Source organism: Zunongwangia pacifica (assembly GCF_023499215.1).
Lineage (GTDB): Bacteria > Bacteroidota > Bacteroidia > Flavobacteriales > Flavobacteriaceae > Zunongwangia > Zunongwangia pacifica.
This window is the reverse complement of sequence record NZ_JAKHSK010000033.1, coordinates 1-17,672: the sequence shown is the minus strand read 5'-3', so window position 1 is coordinate 17,672 and position 17,672 is coordinate 1. Positions and strand designations below refer to the sequence as shown.

Genomic DNA, 17,672 nt, shown 5'->3' with positions numbered 1-17,672 from the left:
TTATTCTCTTCTTTATTTCTCAATTTCTAATTTAACACAATGTCCAAATGACATTTCAAAAACTACATTAATTCATTTTCAAATTGTCGAATTAACACATCGTCAAATTATCTAATTCCTAACAGCAAAACGAGCTAATTTAAAGCTTCTCCAACACATATTTTGGACATCGAATTGGGCGTCTTGTTTGGGCATCCATAAACACTAAAACGGTGGTGGCAGTTGTTAACAATTCGTCGTCCTGATTATAAATTTTATAATCAAAAATTATTTTTACATCGGGCGTCTGTCTAAGACTGGTAAGGATCTTTAATTGATCGTCAAAAAAAGCCGATTTCTTAAACTTAAAATTCATTTCATAAACTGGTAGCATAATACCGTTTTTTTCCATACTTTTATAGGAAATACCAATTTTTTCAAGCCAGTCAATTCGTGCAATTTCCAGATACTGAGCATAATTACCGTGATGCACAACACCCATTTGGTCTGTTTCTGCATATCGTACTTTTAGTATAGATAAATGGTCTTTCATTGTCGGATTTTAAAACTTGAACTAAAATAAATTTTGAGATTTGAGTCATTATAAGTATGAATAAAATATTCCAAAAATTCAATACCCAAACAGTTTTTTTTTTACATATTTTGTTCACATCTTTGTTGCCCTTCTTTTGGAAAGGAGCACTCTTATCAGGAGTAAATCAAACAATCTAATAACAAACAAATAACGTCACACGTAGCATGTCGAAAACTGCGCAATCAGTTTGGAATAGCTGTCTAGCTTTTATAAAAGATAACATTTCGCCACAGGCTTATAAAACCTGGTTCGAGCCAATACAAGCAGTAAAGCTTACCGATTGTGCATTAAGCATACAGGTACCGTCTAAGTTTTTCTACGAGTGGTTGGAAGAACACTATGTTAAACTTTTAAAAGTTAGTTTAACTAGAGAACTAGGAGAAAAAGCAAAATTGGTGTACGTTATAAAAATGGAAAACACCTACGGTAATAAATTACCTTTTACCGAAAAAATTCCTAGTACACAACGAGCTAATATGACTTCTCAGGAGGTAGATGTTCCTGTGAAGAATAAAAACCCGGAATTAAAGAATCCTTTTGTGATCCCGGGCATTAGAAATGTAAAGATTGAATCGCAATTAAACCCAAGTTATAACTTCGAGAATTTTCTTGAAGGTGACTCCAACCGATTAGCACGATCTGCTGGTTTGGCCGTTGCGAATAAACCGGGAGGAACGTCTTTTAATCCGCTTCTTATTTTTGGAGGCGTTGGTCTTGGAAAAACACATTTGGCTCATGCCATCGGGGTAGAAATTAAAGACAAATATCCAGAGAAAACGGTGCTTTACATTTCTGCGGAAAAATTTACACAGCAGTATATCGAATCTGTTAAAAAGAACAATAGAAACGACTTTATTCACTTTTACCAGATTATTGATGTTTTAATTGTAGATGATATTCAATTATTATCGGGTAAAGCAGGAACTCAGGATGTATTTTTCCACATCTTTAACCACCTGCATCAAAACGGAAAGCAGGTAATCCTTACCAGTGATAAAGCTCCAGTGGATATGCAGGATATCGAGCAACGTTTACTTTCTCGATTTAAATGGGGACTTTCAGCTGAATTGCAGCACCCTGATTTTGAAACCCGCGTTTCTATTATTAAAAACAAACTTTATCGCGATGGTGTAGAAATGCCGGAAGAGATTGTGGAGTTTTTAGCGAATAATATTAAAGCGAATATTCGTGAATTAGAAGGAGCCATTATTTCTTTGATCGCTCACTCTTCTTTCAATAAAAAGGATGTCACCTTAGAGCTTGCTAAAAAAATCGTAGATAATTACGTTAAAAATACCAAGCGGGAAGTAAGCATCGATTACATTCAAAAAGTAGTAAGTGATTACTTTCAGATGGATGTAGAGACCTTACAATCTAAAACCAGAAAGCGCCATATTGTACAGGCCAGGCAATTGGCAATGTTCTTTGCCAAAAAGTTCACCAAAGCTTCTTTAGCGAGTATTGGCTCACAAATAGGAAGTCGTGATCACGCCACGGTATTACACGCTTGCAAAACAGTAGATAATCTTGCTTCTACAGATAAGCAATTCAAGAAATTTGTAGAGGATCTCAATAAAAAATTAACGATTTAAGTTTCAAAAAGCTCTTTTTAAAGAGCTTTTTTACTTTAAAATAGCTGCTAAACTATGGAAAAGAAAAGAATCCTAATGGTTTGCCTTGGCAATATTTGCCGATCCCCTCTTGCTGAAGGAGTTTTAAAAGCAAAAGTAAACACTAACGAAGTTTATGTAGACTCTGCCGGAACCAGCAACTATCATATTAACGATCTACCCGATCGAAGATCTATTGCTACCGCGAGGAAACACGGTCTTGATATTACCGACCAACGTGGCCGACAGCTTACCAGGCAGGATTTAAAAGATTTTGACCATATTTTTGTGATGGATAATTCTAATTATCGTGATGCGCTTGCTCTAGCTGAATCTGAAGCGGAAAAAGAAAAAATAAAGCTTATTTTAAACGAGATTTTCCCTGGTGAAAATGTAGATGTTCCCGATCCTTATTATGGTGGTGATCAGGGCTTCGAAAACGTATACCAAATGTTGGATGAAGCTACGGCAAAAATTGTAGAAAAATTAAAAAACGGAACATACTAATGGCAAAGCACTTTTCATTTTCTGGAAAACTATATTTAATTCCAACAACGCTTGGCGAATCTAATCCAATAGATGTTTTGCCATTAACGGTAAAAAAACACGTAGAGCGAATAGACCATTACATTGCTGAAAATGAAAAAACCGCCCGTAGAGCGATAAAAAAACTTGTTCCGCAGAAAAAACAACAAATTTTAAAGTTTAAAACCCTAAATAAATTTACTGAAGTTACCGAAATCCCAAACTTTCTGGACGCCTGCAAAGAAGGCCTTGATGTTGGTCTTATTAGTGAAGCTGGTGTACCTGGTGTTGCCGATCCCGGTGCTGAAATTGTAAAATTAGCGCATCAAAATGGAATTCAGGTCGTGCCCTTGGTTGGTCCATCCTCTATTTTACTCGCCATGATGGGTAGCGGCATGAACGGCCAGGCATTTAGTTTTAATGGCTATTTACCTATCGATAAAAAAGAAAAGAAACAGGAGTTAAAAACCCTTGAGCGTATTTCTTCTGAAAAAAAAATGGCTCAGGTTTTTATTGAAACTCCGTATCGCAATAACAAACTTTTAGAGGATCTTATCCAAGTCTTACATCCAACAACACGTTTATGTATTGCATGCGATCTTACACTACCCACAGAGTTTATCCTTACACTATCTATAAATGAATGGAAACAAAAAAAGGTAGACCTTCATAAAAGACCTACCATTTTTGTCATTCAAAAAGACTGATTCTTAAAATTAGGAATTAACAGCGTTTATTTTTGAAAAATCTACTCTTGGATTTTTAACGGGTTTAATGAATGATGTATCATAACCTGCAAAACGTTTCATATAATATTTAATACTGGTTCCAAATGCATCGTTAAACATTTGTGCTCCGTAGCTTCTTAAATATTTTTTCACACTACCAGGCCCTGCAAGATGCGCAGCTGCCAGTATTCCAGATTCTGTAACTTCCACGCCATTTATGGTTTTACCCACAAAACGTTTAATATCACGAATCAAGATCCATTTGTTACGAGAAGCATTGGTATAAAAAGTGGCCTCCTGGAGTTCTGGATTATTAAGGAATTCTTGTGTGTTGTATACCCCTAATAAATTAAGGGTTCCTTTACCAAACTGGTATTTCCCCATGTATCCATACTCATTAATGCTCTTGTAGTCTCCACCGGATTCTTTAAAGCCAATAGCCTCTTTAAACCCAATGTACGACTTCCCTAACCTTGGAAGCGCTTTTAAAGGCACCTCTGTAGCTTTTAACGGTACCGTTTCTGGAGATACCGTATAATCTAATTCAAGATTTGGAGTAGTAAAACCTTCAATCTCTAAATCTGCTGCTTTCTTTGTGCTAAAACTAAAAAATACCGATCCAGCAAGTACTGGCAGCCAGGAAAGTTTAACAATTTTCTTACTCATTACATTTTTTTTCTGAAGAGTTTGTTAAATCAATATTTATTCCTATTTTTATAGAATTGATTTCTCTTCAAATTTGCGGATGCAAATGTACAACAATTTTTAATAATCTGAATAACAGACTGTTAAACCTTTCGTAAAGCATCCCACTACTCCACAAAAATAGTAACATTAAGACAATCAAGTAATTACGATTTCCCTGTTTTAGTCTTTTTCTATCTCTTTATCCCCTTTTTATTAATCCAGCGAACATATTCCTGCTTGTTACGGTTGTGCTGGGCAAGGGTTTTAGCGAATTTGTGATAACCAAAATTTTCAACATTGGCTACAAAATAGAAGTAATCATGATCCTCATAATTTAATACTGCTTCAATAGAAGAAATATCGGGCATACTGATTGGCCCGGGCGGAATGGCAGCATATTTATAGGTATTATAAGGGGAATCCAGTTCTAAATCCTTATAAAGAACTCTTTTTATAATTGTATCAAAATTTTGTGTTTTCTGTTTGATGGCATAAATCACCGTAGGATCGGCATCAAGTTTCCAACCATTTTTATACCTATTCATATACACTCCGGCTACTCTTGGACGTTCGTCTACCTTTGCAGTTTCTTTCTGAACAATAGAAGCTATAGTAATTACCTGCGCTGGTGTTAAACCAATCTCTTTGGCCCTTTCTAATCTATTGCTCGTCCAAAAACGATCGTATTCTTTCTTCATCCGATCTCTAAACTCTTCAGCCGAGGTATTCCAGAAGAACTCATATTTATTAGGAATATACATCCCTAAAGCAGTAGCCTCATCAAAATTATTTTCAGCAAGAAAATCCTTACTCTGCATGGCCTCTAATAAACTAAGACTGTCTGCTTCAATTTGCGTAGCCACACGTCCTGCTAAATCCTCAATACGCTCCTGATTATTAAAAGTTACGTTTACAGGCGCATTTTTACTGCGCAGCACATTAATAATTTCGTTGTTGTTCATTCCTTTTTTAAGAATAAACCTTCCTGCTTTTATATTATTAGGATATTGCTTTTTTTCAGCCACAATATTAAAACTATTGATGTCTTTAATGAGTGGCTTCAAACTATCAATTACAGCTAAGTAATCTGAATTGGTTGGAATTAAAACCACTTTTTCGTTTGAAGAAAAAGCAGTGTTTATTCCAAATATCGTTTGATAGATATAATAACTAAATCCGCCTACGGCCACCAATCCTAAAACTGCGATGGCTACTACTATTTTTTTAATGTACATTCTTATTAATTAGTTGATATAAATATTCGTCTTTAAAACGACCATTTACAAACGTCCATTCCTTTTTTAACCCCGCCTGTGTGAATCCGCGATTTTCGAATAAGCGCAGGCTACGCTCGTTATCTGCCGTAATATTGGCATAAACCTGATGCAATCCCATATGCTTAAAGCAATATTTACAAACCAGTGATAAACTTTCAGCTCCAAAGCCTTTTTGGCGTTCTTCTGGGTTTGCAATAAGAATTCCTATCGCCGCTCTTCGATCTTTTGGTTCAAAATCAAAAATATCGATCAAACCAATAGGCTGATCTTTTAAATTACAAATAACCAGGCGTAATTGTTTTATTTCATAAATATCCAGATGCGAATTTTCCAGATATTTCTTCAATAGAAATTTTGAAAAAGGAGCCTGTGTCGCACTTACTTCCCAAAATTCTTCATTATTTTCTAACTCGTGCAGAAATTCGAGATCTTCAGGCTCTAATGCTCGCAGATATAATTTTTCTCCCTTTAGTGTTAACATGCTATCTCGCCTTTAAAAACAAGTTTCGCAGGGCCTTTAAGCCAAACATCTTGATAATTATTCCCATCAGCTTTAAAACTTACCGATAAACTCCCTCCCGGAACCTGCAATTTCACCTCACTGGCTTTAGTACGATTACTATGATGTGCCGCAATAGCCACAGCAGTAACACCAGTACCGCAAGCTAAGGTTTCATCTTCTACTCCCCGCTCGTAAGTTCTAACGATAAAAGTATCCTCTGCTTCTGTCTTTTCTACAAAATTTACGTTCGTTCCTTTTTCCTTATAATCGGTAGAATATCGTATAGCAGCACCTTCTTCTTTTACATCAAGCTCGTTTACGTTATCTGTAAAAACTATGTGATGTGGTGATCCGGTATCTAAAAAAGCAATGTTTCCAGATTGGTAAATATCAGATACATTTTGCATCTGTAAATTCACGATATCGTTTTTATCGATAGAAGCTTTATGAGGTCCATCAATAGCGGTAAAGTTCGCTTCGGTTTCAATAATTCCCAACATTTTGGCAAAAGCTACCAGGCATCGCCCACCATTACCGCACATAGTACTTTCATTACCATCTGCATTAAAATACACCATTTTAAAATCATCACCTTCAGCATCGGGATGCTCTAAAAGGATCAATCCATCTGCTCCTATGCCAAATTTGCGGTCACAAAGTCTGTTGATCAATTTGGTATCGTTTTTGGATACTATGTTATTACGATTATCGATCATTACAAAATCGTTTCCTGTCCCCTGATATTTGAAAAACTGAAGTCTCATATTTTAGCAGATTTTAACGGCTCAAATATACAATTTTAGAACTGACTTCTACGTTTTTAACTATTAGCTGACAAACAGGAAAATAGAATCTAATTAGTATAAATTAAAAGTTTAATAAATAAAATTTTTGAGAAGAAGATGAGAAAATTAGCAAGTTTACTTATTGTTTCCATCCTTGGTGGAGCATTAACATTAGGTAGCTACAAGCTGTTTTTTGAAGAAGAAAATGTTTCCTTCTTGCAAGAAAAGCAAGATGCTACCCAAAGCCTTATTCAAGCAAATTACGATGCCAATCGAACGTACGGTACCAATGTAGATTTTACGGCAGCCGCAGAGAAAACAGTTCATGCGGTCGTGCATGTTAAAAATGTAGCGGTATACAATGGCCCAAGAAGCTGGGCAGATGTAATGCAGGGAAGAACCGAGTCCAGCAAAGCCTTACGTGGAACCGGATCTGGTGTCATTATCACTCCAGATGGCTATATTGTGACCAACAATCACGTAATTGATGGTGCTAACGAATTAGAAGTTACCTTAAATAATAACAAAACGTATAAGGCGAAAGTTATAGGTGCCGATGCCATTTCGGATATTGCATTAATTAAAGTTGAACCTGAAGAAGAACTGGAATATATCCCTTTTGGAAACTCCAATAATGTAAAAGTTGGGGAATGGGTATTGGCTGTTGGTAACCCTTTTAACTTAAAATCTACCGTTACCGCTGGTATCGTAAGTGCAAAATCCAGAAACTTAAATCCCAACGCGACAGGACAATCATTTATCCAGACCGATGCTGCGATAAATCCTGGAAACAGTGGTGGTGCACTTGTAAATATTAATGGTGAATTAATAGGAATTAACACTGCGATCACCTCGATGACCGGTAGTTATGTTGGTTATGCTTTTGCTGTACCTTCTAACAACGCCAGAAAAATCGTTGAGGATATTATGGAATATGGAGATATCCAACAGGGAATTCTTGGTATTAGAGGAAGTGACTTTAACAGAACTCCAGAGCTTATTGAAGAATATGGAACCTCACAAGGAGTTTATGTAAGTGAAGTAACTTCTGGAAGCGGTGCTGAAAAAGCGGGAATCAAAGCGAAAGATGTAATTAGAAAAATTGATAATACTAACGTTAACAAATTCTCAGATCTTACCGGTTACATCAACACTAAACGACCAAATGATACCGTAAATGTAACGGTATTAAGAGATGGCGTTGAAAAAGAAATTGCCGTAAAATTAACCAAGCTTAGTGTTACACAGCTCCCAATTGGTTTAGAAGTAACCAATGCCACTAAAGACGAATTGAAATTCTATCAAACCGAAAATGGTGTAAAAATCAGTAAAACATTGAGTGATCAATATCCTGAAGAAGAATTTTTGGGAGCAATTATTACTGAAATTAACGGTGAGAAAATCTATGATATTCGGGATGCAGAGGAAGCTTTTAAATCTCTAGAAAGAGGACAAGGCATAACTATGACTTTTATCGATAAAACCGGTCAAAAACAACGTGTAATCTTTAGATAACAAATAAAAGTTAAAAATACACTTAAAACTCCTGTGTTTACAGGAGTTTTTTTATATCTTAATTGTTTTACGAAAACGTTTGAAATCCATACTTTTGTATTAAATTTAATCACACATTTAAACAAAATGAGCTTAAATAAAGTTTACGAAAGAGAACTTGCATTTCAGGCAGATCGAAGACGCGCCACCGTAGAATTTATTAATATCGTAAGTGACTTATGGTATGATAAATCTATCGAGCTCGTCCTTTTTAGAAATCAGCTTATCAACAAAAATGTGAGCGACATTTTAAACCTTCATGAATATGCAGGTGCTTTTGTACAAAAACCAATCTCTATCTTCGATTCGGTTGAAATTACCAAAGCGATTAAAGACCTTGATCTTCCTCCTGCCAAATTAGATATAGGGAAACTTACTTACGAGTATCATTTAGAAGACGAAGAGTATACAAATGCTATGGCTTTTGTATCAGAAAAATTAAAAGGAGCCAAAGAAGTAGAAGCAGTAACTCCTAAAGATGTGGTGCTATATGGCTTTGGAAGAATTGGCCGATTGGTTGCACGGGAATTAATGACTAAAACCGGAAAAGGCAACCAGCTTAGGCTACGAGCAATCGTTACCAGGGACACAATTTCTGAAGAAGTCTTAGCCAAAAGAGCATCTCTTTTAATGAATGATTCTGTTCATGGTGAATTTGCCGGAACAGTTTCTTATAATCTTGAAAAATCGGCATTAATTATTAATGATACCACCGTGCATGTAATTAGCGCCTCTAAACCCGAGGATATCGATTACACAAAATTTGGAATCAGTGATGCTTTAATTATTGACAATACTGGTGCTTTTAGAGATAAAGAAGCACTACAAAGACATTTAAAATCAAAAGGAGCTACAAAAATTTTGCTTACCGCGCCGGGAAAGGGAATTCCGAATATCGTCCACGGGGCAAACCACACGTTATTTAAGCCAGAGGAACATCATATTTATTCCGCTGCCAGCTGTACCACAAACGCGATCACTCCGGTTCTAAAAGCTATAGACGAATCCCTGGGGATTGTTAACGGGCATTTGGAAACCATTCATGCCTATACCAACGATCAAAATCTGGTTGATAATATGCATAGTAAATATCGCCGTGGCAGAGCAGCCAGTTTAAATATGGTCATTACGGAAACCGGCGCCGGTAAAGCAGTGGCAAAATGTCTCCCGCAATTAGCAGGAAAATTAACTTCTAATGCCATACGTGTTCCTGTTCCTAACGGCTCTTTAGCTATTCTACATTTAGAAGTAGAAAATGAAACCTCTGTCGAAGGCGTAAATTCTATCTTAAAAAAATATGCACTGGAAGGTGATTTGGTGGAGCAAATTAAGTTTTCTATAGATAACGAGCTGGTATCATCAGACATTATTGGTTCTTCAGCTCCCGCTATTTATGACAGTAAAGCAACTATTGTTGCCAATCACGGAAAAAACATCGTGTTATATGTATGGTACGATAACGAGTATGGCTATAGCCACCAGGTAATCAGGCTAGCGAAGTATATTGCAAAAGTTAGGCGATATACTTACTACTAAACCTGTATTTTTTCCAATCCCCGATACCCGCCAATGGCGGGTATCTTTTTTTGTGATAAACTTAACCCGTTGATTTAAGGGCTTTATGCAATTTTGTAAAAAATGAGGCATGAATTCTAAAAGAAAAAGACGACATCTTAAAAAGAAACGCTATATCGTTCCGGTAACAATTATAGGAGCGCTTATTATTTTTCGTCTATTCCTGCCACTTATCGTTAAAAATTATGTAAACAAAACGTTGAATAACATCCCTGGTTATCGTGGCCATGTAGAAGATATTGATCTGGCATTATGGCGAGGTGCTTACACCATAGATTCTTTAGTTTTAATAAAAGAAAATGCAGAAACTGAAACTCCACTACTCGATTTTCCAAAAACAGACATTTCAATAGAATGGAAATCCCTTTTAAAAGGGAAAGTGGTAAGTGAAATTGAGATGCATCATCCTCAATTTAACTACATTTTCGAAGATCAGCAGGATACCACTTCAGTAGAAAATCCAGATACAGAAGATTGGACAAAAGCTTTAACCGATCTGGTGCCTATTGATATTAATCACCTTCAGATTTACAATGGTACGGCAAACTTTGTTCAACTTTCGTCTGATCCTCAGATCGATATGTTTATGCAAAAAATAGACCTCAAAGCCACCAATCTTAGCAATGTAATAAACACCAAAGAGCAATTGCCCTCAAACATTCAGGCCACAGCAGTTTCTATTGGTGACGGCAATGTAAAACTTAACGGAAACATGAACTTATTAAAAGAAATACCCGATATGGATCTTGATTTCTCTTTACAAAAGGCAAATGCTACCGGAATTAATGATCTTACACGCCGCTATGCCGGTGTTGATTTTGAAAGTGGAACTTTTGAGCTCTATAGCGAAATTGCCATAAATGATGCGTATTTAAAAGGGTATATTAAACCAATGTTTATTAACACTAAACTTCTTGGAAAAGAAGATAAGGGCGGACTATTTAAAAAGTTATGGGAAGGCTTTGTGGGAGTTTTTAAATTTATTCTAAAAAACCAGGGTACCGATACTTTAGCAACCAAAGTTCCGCTGGAAGGGGATCTTAACGATGTAAAAAGTGGGCTCTTTCCTACTATTTTTAATATTTTCAAAAATGCGTGGATCAATGCGTTTAAAAATAGCGTGAATGAAGAAATAAATTTTGAAGACGCTAAGCGAAAAGATTAATTTAATCAATATTGGTTGTTTTGAAGCTAGTTTCTTCAGAAATTTGCAGGCCAAAAAAACGAAGCCCCATACAATAAAATAACATTTTAAAGGTTACGTTGGTACTAACAAACACGAAAACTTCATTATTAAAATGAATAAGCTACTAATTACACTATTAATTTTTACCGCATTTACTTTAAAAAGTAATGCACAGGACAGTATTTCTAAAACAAATCCCATTCAACAAGAATTTCAGGAACTAATTGAGTCTTCTAACAATTATCAGGAATATAAAGTGGTGAACTATGACGATCTTATCGATCTAAGAGACAACACCAACGATTATATCCAGGAATTAAAAGACCAGATTACAGTTGGCAAAAATACAGCAGACCAACAGGAAGAAGAAATTGCTAATTTAGAAAAGGAATTAAAAACCACGCAGCAAAATCTTCAAAAAGTTACTGAAGAGAAAGACAACATCGTTTTTTTAGGGATGCCTCTAACCAAAGGAACCTACATGGCGATGATGTGGGGAATTGTTGCCATTCTTATTTTAGCCTTACTTTTCTTTATTTATAAATTCAAAAACTCTAACGCAGTTACCAAAGAAGCAAAAAAACGTCTTGATGATACAGAAAGAGATTTTGATGACTACAAGAAAAAAGCACTAGAAAAGGAGCAGCGTCTTGGCCGCCTTCTTCAGGATGAAAAAAATAAGGTAAACCGAATGAACAGTTAAATTGTGCAATTATTCGCATCTTTGCAGTCCTAAAATTGCATTCTTAAATTAAAATGCCATGCGAATAGATATTATCACCGTTGTTCCTGATATTCTTAAAAGTCCGTTTGAAGCTTCTATCCTTAAACGAGCTATAGAAAAAGGACACGTAGAAATTCATCTACATAATTTAAGGGATTATGTAACCGATAACTACAAACAAATTGACGATTATCAATTTGGTGGCGGAGCAGGAATGGTGATGATGATCGAGCCTATCGATAAATGCATTACTAAGCTGAAATCTGAAAGAGATTACGACGAAGTCATTTATATGACACCTGATGGTGCCACCTTAAATCAAAAAATGGCAAATAGAATATCGATGATGGAAAACATCATCATTCTTTGTGGTCATTATAAAGGTGTAGATCAGCGCGTGCGTGATCATTTTATTACCAAAGAGATTTCAGTAGGTGATTATGTACTTTCTGGCGGCGAATTAGGTGCAGCTATTTTATGTGATGCGGTAATCAGGCTTATCCCTGGGGTTTTGGGGAATGAGACTTCAGCCTTAACAGATTCGTTTCAGGATAACTTATTAGCACCTCCAGTGTACACCAGGCCCGCTGAATATAAGGGCTGGAAAGTTCCTGAAATTTTAACTACAGGTAATTTCCCTAAAATAGAAGAATGGCGTGAAAATGAAGCTTTTAAGCGCACACAAAAGCTTAGACCAGATCTTTTAGACGAAGATTAAAATTCTTTAATAAAACATCTAATTATAAAAATAAAATTTATAATTTTGCATCCGTTCTAAAATAACCTCTGGCGAGAACCGTGAACGTTGTTTTAGCTTGTATCTTAAATATTTAACTATGGAATCGTTAATTAAATACGTTCAAGACGAATTCGTTACTAAGAAAGATCTTCCTGAATTTTCAGCCGGAGATACTATTACTGTTTATTACGAAATTAAAGAGGGTCAAAAAACCCGTACTCAGTTCTTCCGTGGAGTTGTAATCCAAAAAAGAGGAACAGGTAGCTCACAAACTTTCACTATTAGAAAAATGAGTGGAACTGTAGGTGTAGAGCGTATCTTCCCGGTAAACCTTCCTGCGATCCAAAAGATCGAAATCAACAAAAGAGGTAGCGTTAGAAGAGCTAGAATTTTCTACTTTAGAGAACTTACTGGTAAAAAAGCTCGTATTAAAGAAGCAAAAAGAGCTTAATTTTTACTTTTTAAAATACAATTTAAAAACTCCGTTTAAAACGGAGTTTTTTTATGCGCTATTTTTAGTATTTCTTAACAGGCTTTAGCCGCAAATCGCTAGCTAAAATGCCTAAAAAATAGTATATTGCGAATGCATCAAACCCTGTGTCATTGCAGGGTTTTTGCGAATATTGACAAATCAAAAAAATTGAATAATGGCAGACAACACCAAGATTTTTTATACCAAAACAGATGAAGCTCCGGCTTTAGCCACATACTCATTACTTCCAATTGTACAAACCTATACCAAAGCAGCAGATGTAATCTTAGAAACAAAAGATATTTCTCTTGCAGGGCGTATTCTTTCTCAGTTTCCTGAATTTTTAGAAGACAACCAAAAAGTTGCTGATGCGCTTGCTGAACTTGGTGAATTGGCAAAAAAACCGGAAGCTAATATTATTAAACTTCCTAATATTAGTGCTTCTATTCCGCAGTTAAAAGCGGCTATTAAGGAACTTCAGGAAAAAGGATACAAACTTCCTGAATATCCAGACGAACCAGCTACAGACGAGGAAAAAGAAATTAGAGCAAAATACGATAAAGTAAAAGGTAGTGCCGTAAACCCGGTATTACGAGAAGGAAACTCAGATCGTAGAGCTCCAAAAGCGGTAAAGAATTTCGCAAAGAAAAATCCTCATTCAATGGGAGAATGGAGTTCAGACTCTAAATCTCATGTAGCAACTATGGATAGCGGTGATTTTTACCATAATGAAAAATCGGTCACCTTAAATGAAGATGATAGCGTAGATATCGTTTTTACTTCCACTTCTGGAGAAGAAACCATTCTTAAAAAAGGTTTAAAATTACTTGCTGGTGAAATTATCGACGGTACAGTAATGCATATTGCTCAATTAGAAAAATTCTTAAAAGAGCAAATTCAGGATGCTAAAGATAAAGGTGTACTTTTCTCTCTTCACATGAAAGCGACCATGATGAAGGTTTCAGATCCTATTATTTTTGGACATGCCGTGAAGGTATTTTTTGCTGATGTATTTGAAAAATACGGTGAAGATATCAAGAAAGCTGGAGGAAATCCAAACAGCGGACTTGGAGATATCTTAAGCGCTATCGAAAATCTACCAGAAGACAAAAGAAAAGAAATAAGCGATGCTATTCAGGCTGATATTGAAAACGGCCCTGATATGGCAATGGTAAATTCAGACAAAGGAATTACCAACTTACATGTACCAAGTGATGTAATTATCGATGCTTCTATGCCAGCAATGATTAGAACATCTGGCCAAATGTGGAATAAAAACAATAAAACTCAAGATACTAAAGCGGTAATCCCAGATAGTAGTTACGCCGGAATTTATCAGGCAACTATCGATTTCTGTAAAGAACATGGTGCTTTTGATCCTACGACAATGGGAACTGTCCCTAACGTAGGGCTTATGGCTCAAAAAGCCGAAGAATACGGTTCTCACGATAAAACTTTTGAAATTCCAGAAGCGGGTACCGTTAAAGTTATAGATCTTAAAGGAGAAACTTTAATTGAGCACGACGTTGAAGCGGGTGATATCTGGAGAATGTGCCAGGTAAAAGATGCTCCTATCCAGGATTGGATAAAATTAGCAGTAACTCGTGCTAAAGAGAGCGGAATGCCAATTGTATTCTGGTTAGATAATGAGAGGGCCCATGATGCGCAATTGATTGAAAAAGTACAAAAGTATCTTCCACAACACGATACCGAAGGACTTCAGATCGAGATCATGTCTCCGTTAAAAGCAACTGAATTTACACTAAAAAGAGTAAAAGAAGGGAAAGATACCATCTCTGTAACCGGTAACGTACTTAGAGATTATTTAACTGATTTATTCCCAATTTTAGAATTAGGAACCAGTGCAAAAATGCTTTCTATCGTACCGTTAATGAATGGTGGTGGACTTTTCGAAACCGGTGCCGGCGGATCGGCCCCTAAACACGTTCAACAATTTGTTGAAGAAGGGCATTTAAGATGGGATTCTTTAGGCGAGTTTCTTGCTTTAGCTGTTTCTTTAGAGCATTTAGGAAATAAGTATAATAACGAAAGAGCTTTGCTTTTAGCAGATACTTTAGATAAGGCTACAGAAAAGTTCTTGGAAAATGGCAAATCTCCGTCTAGAAAAGTAAATGAACTTGATAACCGCGGAAGTCATTTCTATCTTGCACTTTATTGGGCTGAAGCTTTAGCTAATCAGGATAAAGATACCGATTTAAAAGAGCATTTTGGCAAAATCGCTTCTGAACTTGAAGCAAATGAAGCCAAAATTATTGAAGAACTGAATGGCGCACAGGGATCCCCTCAAGATATCGGTGGATATTATAAAATGAACGATCAAAAAACAAGCAGTGCAATGCTACCTAGTGAAACTTTAAATAAGATTCTGGGAAATTAATTTTTTAGAAAGAATAAAAAAAGAAAGGTCGAAATTGTACAATTTCGACCTTTCTTTTTTTTATTCTACCCCACTCATAAGATTTAAGGGTTCAAAATAAAACATCAAATCTATTAATCTTAGGTTAAACCTTATTCTCATAGGTTTAAAAACTATTTTCTTACCGAAATTTGCACAATGAATTATACCCCTGGAGAAAGAAACAAGAAAAAGGAATATATTATTTTATTGGTTTTAGGAACGTTAATTGCCCTGGGGCCATTTTCCATAGACTCTTACCTGCCGGGATTTGAAAATATAGCCCAAGATTTTAATATCACTGTTGCAAGAGTAGGATTAACGCTTACCTCCTATTTTATCGGGATCTCACTGGGCCAGATGGCCTATGGACCTATCATGGATAAGTTTGGTAGAAAGCGACCTCTCCAAATTGGTTTAATCATTTATATTGTCGCGGCACTGGCCTGTTATTTTGCTCCAAATTTAATCTCTCTAATTGTTGCAAGGTTTTTCCTTGCATTGGGAGCATCGGCCGGTATGGTGGCTTCTAAAGCAATTGTTAGGGATATATTCCCTGTAGAAGAAGTTGCCGGTGCAATTTCTATCTTAATGCTCATTATGGGCGGAGCACCTATTATAGCCCCCACAATTGGTGGGTTTATTATACAATCTTATGGATGGCCTATCGTATTCCTGTTTATGGGAAGTTTTGCATTATTAATGCTTATAAGTGTCTCCAGTTTCTTACCAGAAAGTATCACCCCAGATGCTAAAGTTCAATTAACACCTAAAAGTGTATTGAAGAATTACTATAGCATCCTGATTCATCCAAAATTTATGAATTTCGCCTTTGCCGGAAGTTTTGCGATTGGCGCAATGTTCTCTTATATCTCATCGGCCCCAAAACTGTTTATGAACATTTTTGATTTAAGTCAGAGTGAATTCGGAATTCTATTTGGGATAAATGCCGGAGGATTAATTTTAGGCAGTCAAATTAACCGTTTTGTATTGAAAAAATTCGGCATCCTAAAAATAACGCTTATCAATAGCATAATCTTGGTGATCCTATCACTTCTATTTTTAATCGCCGGGACGTTTCAACCCAACTTTTATATAATTGTAATTCTTATATTTCTAATCTTATTTCTATTAGGCTTTCAGAATCCTAATACCACAGCATTGTCCCTTACACCTTTTACGAAACGCGCAGGAAGAGCATCAGCTTTAATAGGAAGTATGAAAATGATTTTAGGGGCTTTGGCTTCATTCGTGGTAAGTTTATTCCACAGTGACAGCATAGTTCCTTTAGGAATCATTTTATTGGTTTCCCTTAGTATAAGCAGCCTGTTATTACTTCAATACAGTGTAAAGAACAAACATTAGTTTCTTACAAAAATATCAAAATAAACCGCTGCTAATCCTTAATTTTGCCATTGTAAGTATTCGATATAAACTCCATCAATGAAACATACAAACCGAACAGTATTAGCTAAAGGTATAAAGCATTTAGCTGGATCCTTACCACTTGCCATCGCTGGCCCAGTGATCATATCCAGTTCTTTCCAAAATCAAGATAAGCCACTATTTATTCCTATTTTAATACTTGGCATTATAGCCATGTTTTCAGCGATTTATCTTATTTTCCGCGGGATTATGATCGTTATGAAAGCGATTTTCGACTAGCCGAAGCTTAAGATCTATAACATTAAATAAACACTTATATAACAAAAGCCTCTCAATTAGATTTGAGAGGCTTTGATTTATGTGTTCATTATATTGTTTTAATGACTATCAGACCCATTGATACTTTACAGTATCCTTCTAAATATAAGACATCGCTATAAAGAGTGTACCAATATAATCTATTGAATTATTTAGGAAGTGTTTTAAAGAGCAGATGCTATACAAAACCAAAATCTCTAAAAACGAAAAAAACCCTTACCAGTTCTGGTAAGGGTTTTAAAAAGCAAGGCGGCGACATACTCTCCCACAAATAGTAGTACCATCTGCGCTAACGGGCTTAACTGCTCTGTTCGGAATGGGAAGAGGTGAGCCCCGTCGCTATAACCACCTTAAGTCGTTACCTACTGCATCACCTATCTGTTATAGATGATCAGCGGTCTAATAGGTTGACATGATTAAGAAATAAAAAATACTGTAAAACCTTTCTACAAAAATTAGCATTTGGCCGTCCCCAAGAGGTTATCCACCCCATGGGGAACGTTGCATCAAGCTATACGGATTATTAGTACTACTCGGCTATGACATTACTGCCTTTACACCTGTAGCCTATCAACGTGGTCGTCTCCCACGGTCCTTTAAAGAAATCTCATCTT

General features: G+C 36.1%; 17 protein-coding genes and 2 rRNA genes. 12 read left to right on the top strand and 7 right to left on the bottom strand.

All coding sequences use genetic code 11. The features are described 5' to 3' along the window. Positions 1-139: 139 nt before the first annotated feature. Entirely contained in the window at positions 140-532 is a 393-nt protein-coding gene (locus L1967_RS17670) for an acyl-CoA thioesterase (protein WP_249602828.1), read from the bottom strand. 206 nt (positions 533-738) lie between these two features. Between L1967_RS17670 and dnaA the strand changes: the two genes are divergently transcribed. Genes dnaA through L1967_RS17655 form a run of 3 tightly spaced genes read left to right on the top strand, consistent with a single transcriptional unit; the run spans position 739 to position 3,416 of the window. Continuing rightward, positions 739-2,166, top strand: a complete 1,428-nt coding sequence (gene dnaA, locus L1967_RS17665) for a chromosomal replication initiator protein DnaA (protein WP_228252236.1) — start codon at positions 739-741, stop codon at positions 2,164-2,166. Positions 2,167-2,220: 54 nt separating this feature from the next. Next, positions 2,221-2,691, top strand: coding sequence for a low molecular weight protein-tyrosine-phosphatase (locus L1967_RS17660; RefSeq protein ID WP_249602827.1), 471 nt, complete (start codon positions 2,221-2,223; stop codon positions 2,689-2,691). Further along, positions 2,691-3,416, top strand: a complete 726-nt coding sequence (locus L1967_RS17655; RefSeq protein ID WP_249602826.1) for an SAM-dependent methyltransferase — start codon at positions 2,691-2,693, stop codon at positions 3,414-3,416. Before L1967_RS17660 ends, L1967_RS17655 begins: the two co-directional genes overlap by 1 nt. A 9-nt stretch (positions 3,417-3,425) precedes the next feature. Here the strand turns inward: L1967_RS17655 and L1967_RS17650 are convergent, their stop codons facing one another. The 4 genes from L1967_RS17650 to dapF form a co-directional block, all read right to left on the bottom strand. Then, complete coding sequence (locus L1967_RS17650) at positions 3,426-4,103, bottom strand: peptidoglycan-binding protein LysM (RefSeq protein ID WP_249602825.1); 678 nt, start codon at positions 4,101-4,103, stop codon at positions 3,426-3,428. A gap of 212 nt (positions 4,104-4,315) precedes the next feature. Beyond that, complete coding sequence (mltG, locus tag L1967_RS17645) at positions 4,316-5,359, bottom strand: endolytic transglycosylase MltG (protein WP_249602824.1); 1,044 nt, start codon at positions 5,357-5,359, stop codon at positions 4,316-4,318. Then, positions 5,349-5,882 (bottom strand): GNAT family N-acetyltransferase, encoded by a 534-nt coding sequence (locus L1967_RS17640; protein ID WP_249602823.1) that lies wholly within the window; start codon positions 5,880-5,882, stop codon positions 5,349-5,351. The genes mltG and L1967_RS17640 overlap by 11 nt, the downstream gene beginning before the upstream one ends. Beyond that, positions 5,876-6,667, bottom strand: a complete 792-nt coding sequence (gene dapF, locus L1967_RS17635; RefSeq protein WP_249602822.1) for a diaminopimelate epimerase — start codon at positions 6,665-6,667, stop codon at positions 5,876-5,878. The genes L1967_RS17640 and dapF overlap by 7 nt, the downstream gene beginning before the upstream one ends. A 138-nt stretch (positions 6,668-6,805) precedes the next feature. Between dapF and L1967_RS17630 the strand changes: the two genes are divergently transcribed. The 9 genes from L1967_RS17630 (at position 6,806) to L1967_RS17590 (ending at position 17,019) form a co-directional block, all read left to right on the top strand. Beyond that, positions 6,806-8,203, top strand: a complete 1,398-nt coding sequence (locus tag L1967_RS17630) for a trypsin-like peptidase domain-containing protein (RefSeq protein ID WP_249602821.1) — start codon at positions 6,806-6,808, stop codon at positions 8,201-8,203. A gap of 126 nt (positions 8,204-8,329) precedes the next feature. After that, positions 8,330-9,778 carry a glyceraldehyde-3-phosphate dehydrogenase gene (locus L1967_RS17625; protein ID WP_249602820.1) on the top strand — a complete coding sequence of 483 codons (1,449 nt, stop codon included), beginning with the start codon at positions 8,330-8,332 and terminating at the stop codon, positions 9,776-9,778. Between the two features lie 109 nt (positions 9,779-9,887). Further along, positions 9,888-10,982, top strand: coding sequence for a DUF748 domain-containing protein (locus L1967_RS17620; RefSeq protein WP_249602819.1), 1,095 nt, complete (start codon positions 9,888-9,890; stop codon positions 10,980-10,982). Between the two features lie 133 nt (positions 10,983-11,115). Beyond that, positions 11,116-11,706 carry a hypothetical protein gene (locus tag L1967_RS17615; RefSeq protein ID WP_249602818.1) on the top strand — a complete coding sequence of 197 codons (591 nt, stop codon included), beginning with the start codon at positions 11,116-11,118 and terminating at the stop codon, positions 11,704-11,706. Between the two features lie 58 nt (positions 11,707-11,764). Further along, positions 11,765-12,445: a tRNA (guanosine(37)-N1)-methyltransferase TrmD gene (gene trmD / locus L1967_RS17610; RefSeq protein WP_249602817.1), complete on the top strand. Its 681-nt coding sequence runs from the start codon at positions 11,765-11,767 to the stop codon at positions 12,443-12,445. Positions 12,446-12,563: 118 nt separating this feature from the next. Beyond that, positions 12,564-12,917 carry a 50S ribosomal protein L19 gene (gene rplS, locus L1967_RS17605; RefSeq protein WP_013073002.1) on the top strand — a complete coding sequence of 118 codons (354 nt, stop codon included), beginning with the start codon at positions 12,564-12,566 and terminating at the stop codon, positions 12,915-12,917. A gap of 196 nt (positions 12,918-13,113) precedes the next feature. Then, entirely contained in the window at positions 13,114-15,336 is a 2,223-nt protein-coding gene (locus L1967_RS17600) for an NADP-dependent isocitrate dehydrogenase (protein WP_249602816.1), read from the top strand. Between the two features lie 177 nt (positions 15,337-15,513). Then, on the top strand, positions 15,514-16,719 hold the full coding sequence (locus tag L1967_RS17595; RefSeq protein WP_249602815.1) for a multidrug effflux MFS transporter: 1,206 nt from the start codon (positions 15,514-15,516) through the stop codon (positions 16,717-16,719). A gap of 78 nt (positions 16,720-16,797) precedes the next feature. Continuing rightward, on the top strand, positions 16,798-17,019 hold the full coding sequence (locus L1967_RS17590) for a DUF6095 family protein (protein ID WP_249602814.1): 222 nt from the start codon (positions 16,798-16,800) through the stop codon (positions 17,017-17,019). Positions 17,020-17,302: 283 nt separating this feature from the next. Here the strand turns inward: L1967_RS17590 and rrf are convergent. Further along, a 5S ribosomal RNA gene (gene rrf / locus L1967_RS17585) occupies positions 17,303-17,411 on the bottom strand. Between the two features lie 149 nt (positions 17,412-17,560). Beyond that, positions 17,561-17,672, bottom strand: a 23S ribosomal RNA gene (locus L1967_RS17580); the annotation flags it as partial.